Annotated in this window: 12 protein-coding genes and 1 pseudogene; 9 read left to right on the forward strand and 4 right to left on the reverse strand. The window is 52.5% G+C overall.

What is annotated here, in order from left to right; translation table 11 throughout:
* Positions 1–6: 6 nt before the first annotated feature.
* The 3 genes from GOW48_RS05470 to GOW48_RS05480 form a co-directional block, all read right to left on the reverse strand.
* A complete protein-coding gene (locus GOW48_RS05470) occupies positions 7–939 on the reverse strand; it encodes a serine hydrolase domain-containing protein (RefSeq protein WP_170752008.1) in 933 nt (310 codons plus the stop codon).
* 429 nt (positions 940–1,368) lie between these two features.
* Positions 1,369–1,794: a GFA family protein gene (locus GOW48_RS05475; protein ID WP_174821683.1), complete on the reverse strand. Its 426-nt coding sequence runs from the start codon at positions 1,792–1,794 to the stop codon at positions 1,369–1,371.
* Between the two features lie 647 nt (positions 1,795–2,441).
* Positions 2,442–3,365, reverse strand: coding sequence for a LysR family transcriptional regulator (locus GOW48_RS05480; RefSeq protein ID WP_170752010.1), 924 nt, complete (start codon positions 3,363–3,365; stop codon positions 2,442–2,444).
* Positions 3,366–3,473: 108 nt separating this feature from the next.
* Between GOW48_RS05480 and GOW48_RS05485 the strand changes: the two genes are divergently transcribed.
* The 3 genes and pseudogenes from GOW48_RS05485 to GOW48_RS22720 all read left to right on the forward strand — a co-directional run bounded on the left by GOW48_RS05485 (position 3,474) and on the right by GOW48_RS22720 (position 5,183).
* Complete coding sequence (locus GOW48_RS05485) at positions 3,474–4,322, forward strand: TauD/TfdA dioxygenase family protein (protein ID WP_170752012.1); 849 nt, start codon at positions 3,474–3,476, stop codon at positions 4,320–4,322.
* Positions 4,323–4,457: 135 nt separating this feature from the next.
* Positions 4,458–4,718 (forward strand): annotated as a pseudogene (locus GOW48_RS22715) (alcohol dehydrogenase catalytic domain-containing protein); the annotation flags it as partial.
* A 186-nt stretch (positions 4,719–4,904) separates the two neighbouring features.
* The gene (locus GOW48_RS22720; RefSeq protein ID WP_331251771.1) at positions 4,905–5,183 is read left to right on the forward strand and encodes a tyrosine-type recombinase/integrase; all 279 of its coding nucleotides are present in this window, start codon (positions 4,905–4,907) and stop codon (positions 5,181–5,183) included.
* A gap of 221 nt (positions 5,184–5,404) precedes the next feature.
* Here GOW48_RS22720 and GOW48_RS05495 read toward each other — a convergent pair whose 3' ends face one another.
* A complete protein-coding gene (locus tag GOW48_RS05495; protein ID WP_170752014.1) occupies positions 5,405–6,307 on the reverse strand; it encodes a LysR family transcriptional regulator in 903 nt (300 codons plus the stop codon).
* A gap of 194 nt (positions 6,308–6,501) precedes the next feature.
* Here GOW48_RS05495 and cuyA point away from each other — a divergent pair, with 194 nt between their 5' ends.
* The 6 genes from cuyA to GOW48_RS05525 all read left to right on the forward strand — a co-directional run bounded on the left by cuyA (position 6,502) and on the right by GOW48_RS05525 (position 15,590).
* Positions 6,502–7,515, forward strand: a complete 1,014-nt coding sequence (gene cuyA, locus GOW48_RS05500; RefSeq protein ID WP_462362595.1) for a D-cysteate sulfo-lyase — start codon at positions 6,502–6,504, stop codon at positions 7,513–7,515.
* A gap of 32 nt (positions 7,516–7,547) precedes the next feature.
* Positions 7,548–8,507, forward strand: a complete 960-nt coding sequence (locus GOW48_RS05505; RefSeq protein ID WP_170356586.1) for an ABC transporter substrate-binding protein — start codon at positions 7,548–7,550, stop codon at positions 8,505–8,507.
* Positions 8,508–8,576: 69 nt separating this feature from the next.
* Complete coding sequence (locus GOW48_RS05510) at positions 8,577–9,632, forward strand: quaternary amine ABC transporter ATP-binding protein (protein WP_170387591.1); 1,056 nt, start codon at positions 8,577–8,579, stop codon at positions 9,630–9,632.
* Positions 9,629–11,173: an ABC transporter permease subunit gene (locus tag GOW48_RS05515; protein WP_170752016.1), complete on the forward strand. Its 1,545-nt coding sequence runs from the start codon at positions 9,629–9,631 to the stop codon at positions 11,171–11,173. The genes GOW48_RS05510 and GOW48_RS05515 overlap by 4 nt, the downstream gene beginning before the upstream one ends.
* A complete protein-coding gene (locus tag GOW48_RS05520) occupies positions 11,170–11,892 on the forward strand; it encodes an alpha/beta fold hydrolase (RefSeq protein ID WP_170752018.1) in 723 nt (240 codons plus the stop codon). Before GOW48_RS05515 ends, GOW48_RS05520 begins: the two co-directional genes overlap by 4 nt.
* A gap of 377 nt (positions 11,893–12,269) precedes the next feature.
* Positions 12,270–15,590: an AAA family ATPase gene (locus tag GOW48_RS05525; RefSeq protein ID WP_170752020.1), complete on the forward strand. Its 3,321-nt coding sequence runs from the start codon at positions 12,270–12,272 to the stop codon at positions 15,588–15,590.
* Positions 15,591–15,756: the final 166 nt, after the last annotated feature.

Genomic DNA, 15,756 nt, shown 5'->3' on the forward strand with positions numbered 1-15,756 from the left:
GCCAAATCACAATAGGTCACGAGAGCTGGTAAATAACCCACCACTCGTTTGCACAATCCTTTTGGGCCCTAGTTCGCTATATGCAGGGTCTTGAGCACCGATGTCCTGCCACAATTCGGCCAGTACATCCAAATAGCTCTCGCCGGTCGCCGACTCGATAACCATACCCAGCAGCGCAGATAGCACTGAACGGTAATTATAAACTTCACCGTCTTCTACCAAGGTCTCGCGATCACTCAGAGAAATCATGTATTCCTTAACGCCAGACTCTGTATCACAAACTTCTACTTTTTCTGAGAGGTCCTGACCAAACGCACAGAACAGATCACCGGCATCGTCTAAGTAGCCGCTAGACGCATCTTTCCAATCAACAGAAGCGGTCATATCAAGGAGATGTCTAACCGTTGTATTTTTGAATGCTGGGCCTTCCAACTCTGGCAGGTATTCGGTGATCAGCTTTTTCGGATCTAGTTCTCCCGCCTCAACCGCCAGCCCTGCTGCCATACCCAACACTGTCTTGGTGATCGAGTGAATGCGGTGAGGCGTATCAGCTCTCATGCCATTGAAGTACTTTTCAGCGACCAATTTGCCATCGTGATAAATCAAAAAGCTATCTGTATGCGTTTGATGCAACCAATCGTTGATGTTCTGTTCTTCATTATTGCTAGCTGTGAAAACAAAAGTCTCAAGCTCAGTTGGGTATGACGCTTTTTCCAAAGTGCGTACCCAATCTGACGGTGGAACTCGTGCTAATTCGCCAAATACATTTGTGCCTTCAAATATCCAAGGGCTTCTATCTACAGACTCAACGGTTTCATCCCAGAAATATCCAGCCTCTGCGCTTGCTGGTTGTGTAGAAGCAGTAAATACCGCACCGGAAGCCAAAAGAGCGATAGCAATAGCGGAAGTCGCTAACAGCTTGTTTGCACTTCTTTTCATTTTGGGGATCTCCGTCCGACTAGACAATTTCTAAGCAATCCAGCCACGCTTCAGCTCTGGTGTCTAGCCCCTTGTGTTTGGGCCAGAGGCTGTCAAAGGACTGCTAATTAATCTCAGGTAGGACAGTTTATTAGTCGCAAACGACGGATGGCAGATACTGTGCGTTAGTCGCCTTGAGCAATGCCCGCTTCGTACGCATCTCGGAGGATGTATAGCTCGAAATGAAGGTCCGCTTCGGTGTGAGACCGGTAATTGGAAAGCGATGAGCATTAGGCGGTTTTGTCCGCAGAGCCGTCATTCGTTGAAAATTACTCCATGTCTCATGTGCGAGACTTAGCGGCCATTCGCTGCTCTGCCACAATTTGTGTCTGTCCCAACTCACAGGATCAGGACTAATCTGCCATATAGAAAATCGGGTGACTTCCCCATCTACTGATATCCGTCTGGGTCGTTAGGAGTGTTTAGTAATGTGCCTTCAAACGCGTCGAGATTATCATTCATTTGAAGCCAAGGCAGCTTGCTTTGCTTGTTTACATGAAAAGTCGGTTTGAAATCTTCCGGGTTTTCGAGTGACGCAGCATAAAGGTGCATACCACCCGGATAGTGATCGGCTTCAAATCCAATGGGTGACCCGCAAAACCCACAAAAGTGCCGGAAAACGCCTTTGGAACTTTCGTAAGTGCGGGGTTTGTCACCGGTCCACTCAAAGTTCTCTATCGGCACACCAAGCCACGCAACCACCGGCGCCGCACAATTCCGACGACAGTCATCACAGTGGCAATAGCATGCCCATGTTTGATTACCCTGGAAGACCCAGGTTGTTTTTTTACACAGACAATACCCGCGCGTCGCCATTCGTTTTGCTCCTAACCTCCCTAAGCATAAGAATCTGTTGTTTTTTTGATGAGTAATTTTGGACGTTTCATCAGCAGAAAACGTCGGAGCTCAAGGTCAATTCGGGCTTGAAACAGACGTCCGACAGCGTTGGTTGGATGGCCGGTACTATGTTCCATCGGGAACCTCTCAAGCGGTGTCTGAAACCTCGCGAGGCCGAGTTGGGGATAGTTTAGCGCACGCGAGGCCCCACTCAGACAGCGTTAAAAGCCGTGCAGACTAAGCTGGCTCAACGTCACTCACTACCGACGAACCAGCAACGTGGGTACCTTACTCTTGGACCGCAAGTGACCGTAAAGGTAAAGTGTTAGATCACAAAGGCAGTCTGCTTTTTGCAAGGGTAGCCAACGAATTAGACTGCAGATTAAGAGCGTCAATACTGTTTTTTCGGCCGTACGTTGCCTCTCCATCTCTGAAGTTTGCTTTGGCTAATGGCAGCGATACCTTGCAGAGCGGCAAAACGACATCCGATGAGTGTTCGTCATGGGCTCGAAGCAGTTTTTCTCCACGTTGCATGCTAATGACTGAACCAAACCCGGTTTTGACTTCCAGTTTTCCTGGTTCAATGCGGTCGAAAATATCTTGTGGATACCTACTAGAGTGCCAACTCACAGATAAACACGTTGGCTATCTGCTGCTTCCACTAGCGCCGTCGTAACTGCGTCGATCATTTTGGAGTGAGGCGACGCCGTCATACTCGCCAAGCCAACAATGCGTTCTGGTCCATTCTGTTCAAGGGGGATCCTTTTGAGCCGCAGATGGTCATATGCAGCTAAACGGCTGTCTGGTATGATTGATACGCCAAGTTCAGCGGCGACCATACTTGAGATTGCTTCAAGACTTTCAAGCTCCATAGCGTCTTTGACTTCAATGCCTTTCCTTTGCAGCCAAGTCTCGATTTGCCTTCCCACAACCGCATCACGCGTAAAACGAATAAACGGTGAAGCACTAAGCAGTTCTCTTGAAGATAAATCTGGGGTGTTTTCCGAGACAAGCAGGACCAATTTTTCGGATACAATTTCAGAGAATTCCAACGTGTTTGGCAGAATATCCGGTCGGGAGATGATCGCCGCTTGGATCTGCCCGCGGTCTAATTGTAGCAAAAGCTGATTGGTCAAACCTGGAACAATCCGTACAAGGATATCCGGATGCACGGACTTTAGCGTCGCTAGCGCAGTCGGCACTAATCCAGTCAGGGTCGTTGGAACGGCACCCAAAGTTATTTCACCAGAGAGTTCGTTGTTCGACTTCACCCTTTCCGCCAAACCGTCATATGCGGCCACCACCGCAGCAGCCTCACCGACGAACGTTAGCCCGGTATGAGTAAGTTTGGGCGACTTGGATGATCGGTCAAATAAATCGAGCCCCAACGCGACTTCCAGATTCCGCATCTGGTGACTGACCGCCGACGGAGTTAGATGCTCCGCCTCTGACGCGGCACGGAAGCTACCATGTCGATGAACTGCGATTAGAGTTCGCAGTGCCCGAATGCTCATTCCGATAACCTCGCCACCGCTTAAATCGTGATCCATACGTGAAAGTATTTCACGAATTTGTCAAAGATTTTTCGTTTTTGTTCATTTTTGTTGATGTGTACCATGCACACAGCACGCCTTATGAAACCAAACCCAGAGGTGCTTATGGTTGCTCCCAAATCCAACACCTATACTTCCATCGTCGCCAAACCCTTCGCTCCAAACCTCGGGGCTGAGATCTACGGGGTCGACCTAAGCCGGCCTGTGCCTGACAACCAGTTTGCAGAGATCTGCGACGCTTTTCACACCTACCAGGTGCTGTTCTTCAAAGAGCAAAAGGAAATACCACCAGCGCAGCACATTGATTTTGGGAAACGCTTTGGGCCGCTTCACGCTCACCCCGCCGCCCCAACGATGGACGGGTATCCGGAGATTTTCGAAATACATGCAACTAAGAATTCCAAGGTAGCAAACGGTGAGTTCTGGCACTCTGACGTCTCTTGCGATGAGACACCCCCCCTTGGAACTATGCTGCAAATCCATATCGCCCCTCCTTGTGGCGGGGACACTATGTTCAGTGATATGTATGCGGCCTACGACGATCTTTCTGAACCGATAAAAGATATGATCGACGGGTTATCTGCACTTCATAGTTCCGAGCATATATACAAAGGCCGCTATAGCGACCGGGGGCAAAAAGACAGCGAAATTGACTGTCCCGAAGCAGTTCATCCGATCGTTAGGACTCATCCGGAAACGGGCCGGAAATCGCTGTTTGTGAATCGAACATTTACAACAAAGATTTTGGGCTTGTCGGCCAAGGAAAGCAACGCGATCCTCAACATGCTTTTCGAGCATGCGGAGCAGATCAACTATCAAATCCGGTTCAGGTGGTCGCTGAACGACATGGCCTTTTGGGACAACCGGTGTTGTATGCATCGTGCGATCTGGGACTATTGGCCCGCAGAGCGAAAAGGGCGACGCGTAACCGTGAAAGGCGATAGACCTGTCTAGACTCGACCGAACCGAATTGCTCGATCAAAGAAACCAGATCTTTAGGAGCGCCAAGTGCGAGCTGCAGTCGTAAGAGAGTTTTGTGAAGACCTTTCGATTGAGACGGTCCCGGACCCAACCTGCCCAGACAATGGAGTGGTCCTGGAGGTCGCAGCCTGTGGAGTATGCCGCTCGGATTACCATGGATGGTCTGGCGCGCACCCCAAAGTTCAAAATGGCTCGATCTTAGGGCACGAATATTGTGGAACTGTGGTAGAGGCAGGGCCTCAAGCGCAGCACAGTGTTGGTGACCGCCTCATAGCGCCATTCATCTTGGGGTGCGGCAGCTGCAGCGCTTGTCAAACAGGCGTATCAAACACGTGTTCTAACCAAATCGTTCCAGGATTTGGAACGCCAGGTGCCTACGCAGAATATGTTGCTGTGCCGTTTGACCATAACTTAGTTCACTTGCCAGAAACGCTCTCTCCTTCATTGGCGGCAGGGCTCGGGTGTCGTGTAACCACTGCTTGGCATGCTTTGACAGACCGTGCAGATGTCGCAGCTGGTGAATGGGTGGCTGTCCACGGAACAGGAGGTATTGGCTTGTCCGTTCTTCTATTGGCAAAAATGCTTGGATGCAGAGTTGTCGTAGTGGATGTGGTTGAAGAGAAACTTGAGCATGCAAAGCTCAACGGTGCAGAGGCGAGCGCACACGGTACGCATTCGATGAGGCGGACGAAGATGACCCAGATTTACAAGAAGACAGGCAATCTTCGCGCCGTTCAGCTCCTGTTGGGGCATACGAAGATGGACAGCACCGTCAGGTATCTCGGCGTCGAGCTGGAGGATGCGCTAGCAATCGCCGAAGACATTGAAATCTAGCAACTTCGGGTCGCCTTCGGGGGCGCCCAAAGCGGCCATTTGCGTGAGCCGCATCGAAGGTCTGGTTCGAGCCCAAAGCGATCATTGGGAATTTACGAAATCCGGACGACTGTGGGATAGGATACCGCGAGAAGCGCGGCAATTTCACACAGCTTTCAGAGGTCAATGTTTGGTGCCGACAGATGGCTATGGTCTTTGGTGCTGATTGGCGTTTTATCGGCTCAAGACTTTGAAAACGGCCTGTTTGTCCAGAAATCAAGCAACATTTTCGCTATCTTGGTCTGGTGATGGGCATAGACCACCACGTCGAGCTTTTCCTGGCCCAGTTGGTTGCGTAGGGAGATCAGCTCGCCGCTTTCAATTTCCTTATGCACCATACTGAACGGCAGCCAACCAACACCGAGACCGTTCAGGATCATTTCCTTTGCTCCACTTGAAAAGGCCGTCTGGCAAACAGGGTTTTTGCTGAAATCGGCGGTTCCGAACGGGAGTTTGCTCTTGTTCAATGCTTCGCCGAAATAGCTGTTTTCGGGATAGACGATCGCTGGCGTATCCAAAGGCACGTCGCCGTTTCCGCGCACTGCATACCGCAATCCGCCACCGATGACCGGAATAAGGTAGTCGTGACCCCAAGTGCCGCGACGTATGCCTGCTCCGAACGGCATTGGGGCGACGGTTTGCGCCTCGTAACATAGCAGCATGTTGGTATCGCCGCGCAGGAACAGAGTGACGCAATCGTTCAGATTGGCAGTCCTGAGGCGAAAACGGAGCCCCTCGAACGTGGCACGTGCACGCAATGCCATATCAGGGAAGGTGGAGACGACCGATGCGTGTGTCGCGGCGATCGTCACAATCGAAACGGTGGGGCCATGTTGCGCAATTTTTGTGCGAAGGTCATTTAGCCTTGCGATCAAAGAGCGGATTTCGGCCTCGTTAGAGGCCAGTGCTGGACTGATCTCGACCCGGTTCGATTTGCGATCAAGAACTTCAATCCCCAGCCACTCCTCAAAACTGCGAATACGCCTTGAGAACGCTGGTTGTGTGATGTTTCTGCGGGCCGCAGCCCGTGTCATGTTCCGCTCTTCCAGAAGGGCCAGAACATCGTCAAACCACAGCATATTCATCCGCATCTCCCGAGTACCCAAAGAAAATGTATGAGCAGCCTGCGCAATATGCACTGTTTTTCTTCTTTTTCTTTTGAAAGTGTTTGGCTGTTGGCAAACGCAAGGAGAGTGTGGTGGCGGAGACAATTCAGATGACCGGCGGTGACGCGATGGTCGCGCCGGAGATGGTTTTGAGCTTGTGCAAGGAGCTATCGCTGACACTGGCGAAATTTCCCCGGGTATCGCTTGGTCATCTTCCTACGCCTTTGGAGCCGATGGATCGCCTGAGTGAGTTTTTGGGTGGTCCACGTTTATGGGTCAAAAGGGATGATTGCACCGGCCTCTCGTCGGGTGGGAACAAGACTCGTAAGCTGGAATTTCTGATGGCTGACGCTGTCCAGAAAGGTGCAGATACCATCATCACGCAGGGGGCGACGCAATCCAATCACGCGCGCCAAACAGCAGCGGCGGCCGCAAAACTTGGCCTTGCGTGCCATATCCTGCTTGAGGATCGCACGGGTTCTAATGATCCGAACTATATTCTGAATGGAAATGTCCTGTTGGATCGTTTGCATGGCGCCAGTGTCTCCAAGCGTCCCGGTGGTGCGGACATGAACGCAGAGATGGAAGCCTGCGCCGCGCAGATGAAGACAGAAGGCAAAACCCCTTACATCATTCCCGGCGGTGGATCGAACCCGATCGGGGCTTTGGGCTACGTGAATTGCGCGCGCGAGTTAAACGAACAGGCCGCCCATGCCGGGTTGAAAATTGACGCGTTGGTACATGCAACCGGTAGCTCGGGCACACAAGCCGGATTGGTCGCCGGTCTTGCCGCACTGGAAAGTGACATTCACCTTTTGGGCATCGGCGTGCGTGCCCCACAAGACAAACAGGAAGGCATGGTCCATGATCTGGCCGTACGTACTGTCGAGTATATGGAGACGGGTACGCCCATTGCGCGCGAAAATGTACGCGCAAATTGCGACTACGTCGGTGCAGGATATGGTCTTCCCACCAAGGGGATGATTGACGCGCTTAAGCTGTTGGCCTGCACCGAAGGACTTTTGTTCGACCCGGTCTATTCCGGTAAAGGATTGGATGGGCTCATCGACCAAACCCGCAAAGGCTATTTCGATGGTATGGACAATGTCGTTTTTCTGCATACCGGCGGAAGCGCAGCCCTATTTGGCTATCCCGAAACTTTCGAACTTCCTGGCTACGTGGCCTGAAAATAAACAACAAACCAACAAGGAGATATCAAATGAAACTAAAAAAATACTTGATCAGCGCGGCTTTGGTTTCAGCTCTCGGCGCACCACTTGCCGCTGAAGAGGTTAAGATCGGTGTTCCTACTTGGACCGGAGCGCAGGCTATTGCCCATGTCTTGGGTGAGATCGTGACCACCCGCATAGGCGGCACGGTGGAGTATGTGCCCGGTAACAATGCCACGATCTTTCAAGCGATGGATCAGGGTAAGGGCGATATCGACGTTCACCCCGATGTATGGCTGCCAAATCAGGAAGCGTTTACCAAGCAATATGTTGATGGTGCTGGCACAGTGACGTTGTCATCGAACCCATATCAGGGCAATCAGGGCTTCTGCGTCTCCAAAGACTTTGCAGCAGAGATGAACATCACCGACATCGCGGATCTTGGACGCCCCGATGTGGCGGCTGCGATGGACAGCGATGGCAATGGTAAGGGTGAGATGTGGATCGGTGCGCCCGGCTGGGCCTCGGCCAATGTCAACGAGGTGAAGGTGCGCGACTATGGCCTGTTGGATTTCATCGATCCGATCCGCGCCGAGGAAGCTGTGAAGACCGCGCGCATCAAGGACAGTATTGCCAAAAAAGAAGGATATGCCTTCTACTGCTATGAGCCGCATGCTGTTTGGTACATGTTTGACGTAGTGATGCTGACCGAACCGACTTATGACCCTGAAAAATACGTGATGGTGCAACCCTCCGACGACCCTGATTGGTACAACAAGTCGATGGTAGCCAGTAAGGACGCTCTGAAGGAAGTTCAGATCGCCTGGTCCAACTCGCTTGCGGATCGCTCGCCGGCGATTGCGGAATTCTTCGCCAACTTCGCGCTGACCGCCGATGACGTTAGCTCGCTGGCCTTCGAGATCAGTGCCAATGGGCGCGATGCTGAGGAAGTTGCGGCCGAATGGGTTAACGCCAATTCCGAGCGCGTAGATTCGATGCTGGGTCTCTGAGCCAAGCCAAAAAACAACGGGCAGCACCTAGCGGTGCCGCCCCACTTGAAGGCACGCACAGGTGGGCGGATGAGCGACGAGACTGTAATCGAAATTTCCAACATCTGGAAAATCTTCGGGGCAAAACCCGAGGCCGCTCTTGAAGCCATTCGTGCGCGGGGGCTGACCAAGGCTGAAGTCCTTGCTGAATTCAACGCGGTGGTGGGTGTTGCCGATGTCAGCCTCGACGTCAAACGCGGTGAGATCTTCTGTATCATGGGCCTATCAGGGAGCGGCAAATCCACGCTCGTGCGCCATTTCAATCGCCTGCTCGAACCAACGGCCGGCAAGATCGAGATCGAAGGCACGGACGTCATGGCACTCGGCACAAAGGAACTTCAGGCTTTCCGCAACCGGAAAATCGGGATGGTCTTCCAGAATTTTGCGCTGATGCCCCACCGTTCAGTCCTTGATAACGTGGCTATGCCGCTGGAAATCCGCCAAGTCGCCAAGAACGAGCGCATGCGGCAGGCGGCCGCCATTCTCGACATTGTCGAATTGGGGGCTTGGGGGTCAAAATTCGCTCACGAACTCTCTGGCGGCATGCAGCAACGTGTGGGACTTGCCCGTGCGCTCGCAGCCAACCCTGATGTTCTACTGATGGATGAGCCCTTCTCCGCACTTGATCCCCTGATCCGGCGGCAGTTGCAGGATGAGTTCATCCGGCTGTCAAAAATCCTCAAGAAGACCACGATCTTCATCACCCATGACCTTGATGAGGCCGTCCGCATTGGAGACCGGATTGCGATCATGCGTGACGGCAAGATGGTGCAGATCGGCTCGGCTGAGGACATTGTGATGCATCCCGCTGATGACTACGTCGCCGATTTCGTGGCCGGGATATCGCGCCTGAAGGTGGTGCATGCTCATGCGGCGATGCAGCCCTTGGACAGCTATCTCGCTAAGCACGGCCCACTGCCGGCTGACATCGACAGGGTCGACCACAATGAGACACTTTCCGCTTTAATTACACGAGCCATCGACGACGAACGGCCGGTTCTGGTGTCCGAAGGCGGCGAGGACAGAGGTGTCATCACTCGCGCAGATCTGTTGCGCACCGTGATTGAAGGGACGGAAATGTCATGAGCGAAGATCTTGGTGTGAACCCCCTTGAAGACACAGAAAGCGAAGCCGCGCAGGCCTATGCCGAGGAACGCCGCGAGAATATCCGCACTTTTGTGCGCACAAGCCCCGATTACTACATCCGCAATTTCGACAAGATCGGGGCGTCCGCACGCTTTACGGCAACCTTCAATGTGATGGCCGGGCTCTTTGGTCCAATCTGGTTCGGCGCACGCGGCCTTTGGTCATGGGCATTGGCCTTTCTTGTCGTCGAAGCGATCGGCTTTGTGCAGATCGCGCGGGGCCTGTTCGGAGATCTGGGAGCAGACGCGATGGCCCGTGTGACCTCGATCGAAGGTACGCTCGATTTGCGCTACCAGCAACTCGCGGCCGCGCAAGAGAGCGGCTCGGATAGAGCCGCAGCCATCCAGCGCCAGATCGAAGGTCTAGAGGCCAATATTGAGGGGTTCCGCGCTGAGGCAGATTTGCTCGCTGCGCAAGGCCCATCGATTGCACTCACCGGTGTCGTCATCTTGCTTGTGGCCAAGCTCATACAGGCTGTGGCCGCCAATTGGGCGCTGGAGGCCCGCTTTTCTGACTGGCTCTCAGATCGCACCATTCGCTCCGGCATGCCGGTCAGCCAGATTGTTTTCAGCGCGGGTTTCATGATCCTGTTGGTCGCGACTGCAATGGTCCACTACAGTTTCCCGGGCCGTTTTTCATTTCTTAGCGAATTCCCGACAGATAACTCAATCCGCCTGGCCAGTATTGACAGCGTAGAGGGTTTTATCGCTTGGTGCGTCGCCAACAGTGTGGCGTTCTTTGACGGGCTCACCGCGGCCATTCGCTGGTTGCTGGATGCCATGGAGGTTGCGTTAGTTCAGACCCCTTGGATCGTGGTGGCCGCGCTGATCATTCTTTTGACCTGGCTTACCGCTGGCTTGCGCATGGCTATATGGTCTGGCGCCTTTCTGGCCTACATGGGTCTCCTCGGCTTTTGGGAAAAAGCTATGACCACATTGGCGCTTCTCGGCACTGCGGCGCTGCTTTCCATCGTGATTGGGATTCCTTTAGGCATGTTCTCTGCGCGTCGACCGCGGTTCTACGCGGTCATCCAACCGATCATGGATTTCATGCAGACCATGCCTGCCTTTGTCTTCATGGTGCCTGTGATTGCATTTTTCGGGGTTGGCAAGCCAGCGGCAGTCATCGTCACCATGATCTTCGGCGGGACCCCCGTGGTACGCCTTACCGTTTTAGGCCTGCGTGGTGTTCCTGAAAGCGTGCGTGAAGCCGCGATCAGTTTTGGCGCCAACAAGTGGTACCTTCTCACCAAGGTCGATCTGCCGCTTGCCAGCCCCTCCATTCGCGCAGGCATCAACCAGACAATCATGCTGTCGCTGGCCATGGTCGTGGTGGCCTCGCTTATTGGCGCGAAAGGGCTGGGCGAAGACGTTCTCGAGGCGCTGCAATACGCCAATGTAGGCCAGGGTATCCTCGCAGGCTTTGCCATTCTCTTCTGTGCGATGATCCTTGATCGGATCGTTCAAGGTCAGCGAAAGTGATCCCCCTTGTCCTTGTTCATGGTTTCATGGGGGGCAGCGCACAATGGGATGGGTGTCGCGATACACTGCAGCAGCATGCTGATGTGGTTGCCGTCGACCTGCCTGGGTTCGGCGCAAATGCCTATCTGCCGCCAATTGACAGTATTGGCGGATATGCGGATTGGGTCGTCCGGCACCTCCGCGGCCTTGGAGTAGAGGAATACCATCTGCTGGGTCATTCCATGGGCGGTATGATCGCTCAGGAAATTGCCTTGCGCGACGGTGAAAGGATTAACCGACTTGTGCTTTACGCGACTGGCGCGGTCGGTGTTTTGCCGGGGCGGTTCGAGACTATTGAGCACAGTAAAAGGCGCGCTGGGAAAGACGGCCCGGCGGCCACCGCACGTAGAATCGCAGCGACTTGGTTTCTGGATTGTGAAGCTGCAACAGGATATGAACACTGCGCTGGGATCGCCGCTAAAGCCAAACTGGCCGCCATAAATGCTGGGCTTGAAGCCATGCAATCCTGGTCAGGAGAGCAGAACCTTAGCCGGATCCGGCAGGAAACTCTTGTGCTCTGGGGCGATCAAGATCGGACATATCCGTGGAGCCAAATTCAAATGCTTTGGGAAACAATTCCCAATACTTTGTTGGCAGTTGTGCCAGGTTGCGCTCACGCTCTACATGCCGAGAGACCTGATTTTTTCACACGTTTAATCTCCGACTTTTTGGACCGCTGAGCAATACCAACAACTTGGACTTTTGCAGGGCGGCAGCCAAGATCAGCTTTGTCCGCATAGCAGTCATTCACGCCGAGTGCAGCGAACGACTGTTCCAAGCCCATAGCAGAAATACAGCTATCCACTGAATACGAAACCGCACTAAATATTTATGTTACGATACCATCACGTTGTACCGGCCCGATGCCGAAGGACTCGTCCCATCCAGAGCGACGAAGTCCTTGACCAAATCCGATACGGTGATTTTCAATGCGAAAAAAGAGTTCAAGTGCGCGGAAATTGCGACTCAGTAAACCGCAACGACCAACCGGAGAAAGGGATGCATGCTGGTGCATCGCAGGTGATAGTTCTGCAGCCGCCGCACGCGAAAGGATCAAATGTCTGAAATCTCGCGTTGGCTAGAGAAACATGGCTTGTCCAAGTATGCTGGGTCGTTTGCAGAGCATGAAATCGAACTAGGTGATCTAACCGAATTAACTGACAAAGATCTCACTAAAATCGGGCTTCCCCTAGGTCCGAGGCGCCGTTTCATGAAAGCTGTTCGAGCTGAAGCAAAGGGAGAGACTTACCCGCACAACACTGCGTTAGGTCCCGCGATTGTCGCTGAGCGCCGGCAGCTTACCGTCATGTTCATAGATTTGGTTGGATCAACGGAAATATCCCAGCGCGTCGATCCGGAAGATTTGGCGGAAGTACTCCGACTGTTCAAAGAAACCTGCGCTGCGTCGGTGGCAGCTTTTGATGGCCACATCGCAAGTTACTATGGTGATGGGATAATGGTCTTTTTCGGGTTTCCTTATGCGCACGAAGATGACCCTGAGCGAGCCATTCGCGCAGGTCTTCGTATTATCGAGGAAATTCCAGCTATCCGCACTCATGCGAAACTGAATGTCCGAATTGGGATCGCAACTGGGTTGGTTGTTGTCGGTGACTTACGTGGTGAAAAAATGTTTGAGGACGGAACGGCGATGGGGGAGACGCCGAACCTGGCCGCACGTCTACAAGCAATGGCTGAACCTGGGACATTGATCGTCGCTCCCAATACTCATCATTTGGCGGGTGATGCTTTCGAATACGTTCTGCGTGGCGCATTCAAGCTTAAAGGTTTTGCCAGAGAGATCGAAGCCTGGCAGGTGACAGGAGCACGGGAAACAGTCAGCCGTTTCATGGCAGAGGAAGACGAGTTACTGAATCCTTTGATCGGACGCGCCGCAGAATATGAAACTCTCAATGAAAAGTGGAAGTTGGCAAGTGATGGTCAAGGACAAGTTGTGCTGGTGTCCGGTGAGCCAGGAATTGGCAAGTCTAGATTAGTCGAAGAATTAAGGCAGAGCATTCCGAGGATGTCGCATACTCAAACGCGATATCAATGTTCTCCCTACCATTACGCGAGTGCGTTTTATCCGGCCATTCGCCAAATTGAGAATGCTGCAGGCCTTCGTTCAGACGACAAAAACGAATTGAAACTCAGAAAGATATCCTCTGTTCTAAGTGACCAGTCGGATCACACACTGAAACTGGCCGCGTCCCTACTTTCGGTTCCTTTTGAAGACCAATTGGGTGAACTGAATCTGACGCCACAGCAACTCATGAATCAGACCTTAGAAATGCTGTTGGGCAATCTGACTTCGCAGGCTGAGGAAAAGCCAGTGTTGCTCTTGTTTGAGGACGCGCATTGGATTGATCCGACAACTAAACTGTTGCTTGACCGAGTTGCTGATCGGATTCGTGACCTTCCAGTATTGGTCGTGATGACGTTCAGACCTGAATTTGACCCAGGTTGGGCATTGCAATCCAACCTTTCTAAATTGGTCTTGAAGCAATTGGACTTTCACCAGGTCAAAAGCATTGTGGACGAAGTTGCAAAAGGGCATTCGATTTCTGACGAAATGTACAATGTCGTCGCTGCCAGATCCGATGGCGTCCCGCTATATGTCGAGGAAGTGACAAAAGATCTATTGGAATCAGGGGTTTTGACAAAAGGAAGGGACGCATACTCGAAGGGTGGAGCGTCCCCGGCAAGCTCGGTTCCAAGCACGTTGCATGATGCACTTATGGCGCGGCTTGACCGACTGAGTTCCGTCAAGGAGGTCGCCCAGATTGGGGCGGTTATCGGACCTCAATTTTCTTTTCCGTTGATCGCCAAGGTCGCTCGGATCAGCGACAAGGCGTTGCGCACGGGATTGGAACTTTTAGTCGACGCAGGCATTGTGACAGTTTCTGAAGAAGAAAACCTTGAAACTTTCAGCTATCGCCACGCCCTAATTCGCGACACAGCTTACAACAGTCTCTTGAAGAGCGAGCGCAGGGTCTTGCACGCACGTGTTGCGCGAGCGTTAAGTGGTAAATCGACCCATATTGGCGATGCCAGTCCGGAAATACTTGCGCACCACTACACGATGGCAGGTATGAGCAAGGAGGCAATCGACTATCGCTATCTCGCAGGCCAACGCGCAGTCCAACGTTCTGCCAATATCGAGGCGAACACACAGCTTTCCTTGGCGATCGAGCAGTTGAGTCAACTGTCTCATGGTGTTGAGCGGGATCAGAAAGAAATTGAGGTTCAGGTTCTCAGAGCGGGTGTTCTACGATCGACTGCAGGAATAGCCGCCGATGAAACAGGGACCGTTTATGCAAGAATACGCGACTTGTGTGAACGGGTGGACGAAACAGAACATCTGTTCCCTGTTTTGAATGGCTTGTATTCCTTCCATTTGGTGCGTGCTGAGTATGATTTAGCCAAAAGTGTTGCAGCGCAGTTGCTGAATTTGGCAGATACAACGGGCGAGACACACCATCAGATGGTAGGGCATCGAGCCATGGGCGCAGTGCTGTTTCATATTGGAGAACTAAACCCTGCATACGAGCATTTGAGCAAAGCGCTAGAGCTTTACAGTCGGAAACGCGATGGGCACCTGGCCTACATATACGGTTCGGACCACGCAGCGATAACGTCGTGCTTTTTAAGCATGGCTGTATGGATGCGCGGTGCGCCAGACAAAGCACTTGAGATACAAAAACAAGCGGTTGCTGCAGCTCAAAAGCTGGAGCATGCGCACAGCATAGCACAGTCGCTAACTTACCTGTGCATGCTCTATCTTCTGCGCCGCGAACCTGGAAAAGTCATTGAAGCCGCAAATCAGTTGGAGGAACTGTCTTCAAAACATTCGTTCACCTTCATGTCGCTGACTGCAACGCTCTGGCGAAGCTGGGTGGATGCCTACCTTTCCCCTGAGCCCGAAAACATCCACGCATTGCGACAAGCATCGGAAGCGTGGTGGGCCAGCGGAGCTGGGAATTACAAACCTTTCTTTTTGACGATGATTGCGGAACTCACGTTGAAAACGGGTGATCGGGAAAGTGCCTTGCAGTTGTTAGCCGAGGCCCGCAGGTACCAAAGCCTTACAAACGAAGGATGGGCGCAAGCTGAGACCGACCGCGTATATGCGCTCGCAATTTCTGAAAGTCGGTTCGCCGAAGTAGAGTTTTGTGAGGCTTTGAACACGGCAAAACGACAGCAGGCAAGGATGTACGAACTTCGGATTGTTATAGACTACATAAAGAGTTGCCAAAAATTTAGACAGACCCCCACTCCCAGCTTTGGCTTAAATGCTGTCTTAGAAACTATCATAGGAGGAGAGCTAACAGTCGACGTGAACAACGCCCATAATCTGCTTGATCAGACTACTTTTGACTAACTCTCAAAAATTCAGAGCGGTGCAGTTAGTTAGGTTGGAACTCATACTCGTTAACTAGTTGTTCGTCTCTTCGAGCGTTCGACAGAAACTGTATCCAGGATTATCAGACCCGCGTTTCTTCCTAAGTTGTTCCCTAACGGACAGTACTCAATTTCGCTCAATTTAT

It is taken from the genome of Ruegeria lacuscaerulensis, from assembly GCF_013033355.1.
GTDB classification, from domain to species: domain Bacteria; phylum Pseudomonadota; class Alphaproteobacteria; order Rhodobacterales; family Rhodobacteraceae; genus Ruegeria; species Ruegeria lacuscaerulensis_A.

Excerpts from the sequence above, each read along its gene's own strand:
- GOW48_RS05470 (WP_170752008.1), bottom strand. The coding sequence starts at position 939 with ATGAAAAGAAGTGCAAACAAGCTGTTAGCGACTTCCGCTATTGCTATC.
- GOW48_RS05475 (WP_174821683.1), bottom strand. The coding sequence starts at position 1,794 with ATGGCGACGCGCGGGTATTGTCTGTGTAAAAAAACAACCTGGGTCTTC.
- GOW48_RS05480 (WP_170752010.1), bottom strand. The coding sequence starts at position 3,365 with ATGGATCACGATTTAAGCGGTGGCGAGGTTATCGGAATGAGCATTCGG.
- GOW48_RS05485 (WP_170752012.1), top strand. The coding sequence starts at position 3,474 with ATGGTTGCTCCCAAATCCAACACCTATACTTCCATCGTCGCCAAACCC.
- GOW48_RS05495 (WP_170752014.1), bottom strand. The coding sequence starts at position 6,307 with ATGAATATGCTGTGGTTTGACGATGTTCTGGCCCTTCTGGAAGAGCGG.
- GOW48_RS05505 (WP_170356586.1), top strand. The coding sequence starts at position 7,548 with ATGAAACTAAAAAAATACTTGATCAGCGCGGCTTTGGTTTCAGCTCTC.
- GOW48_RS05510 (WP_170387591.1), top strand. The coding sequence starts at position 8,577 with ATGAGCGACGAGACTGTAATCGAAATTTCCAACATCTGGAAAATCTTC.
- GOW48_RS05515 (WP_170752016.1), top strand. The coding sequence starts at position 9,629 with ATGAGCGAAGATCTTGGTGTGAACCCCCTTGAAGACACAGAAAGCGAA.
- GOW48_RS05525 (WP_170752020.1), top strand. The coding sequence starts at position 12,270 with ATGTCTGAAATCTCGCGTTGGCTAGAGAAACATGGCTTGTCCAAGTAT.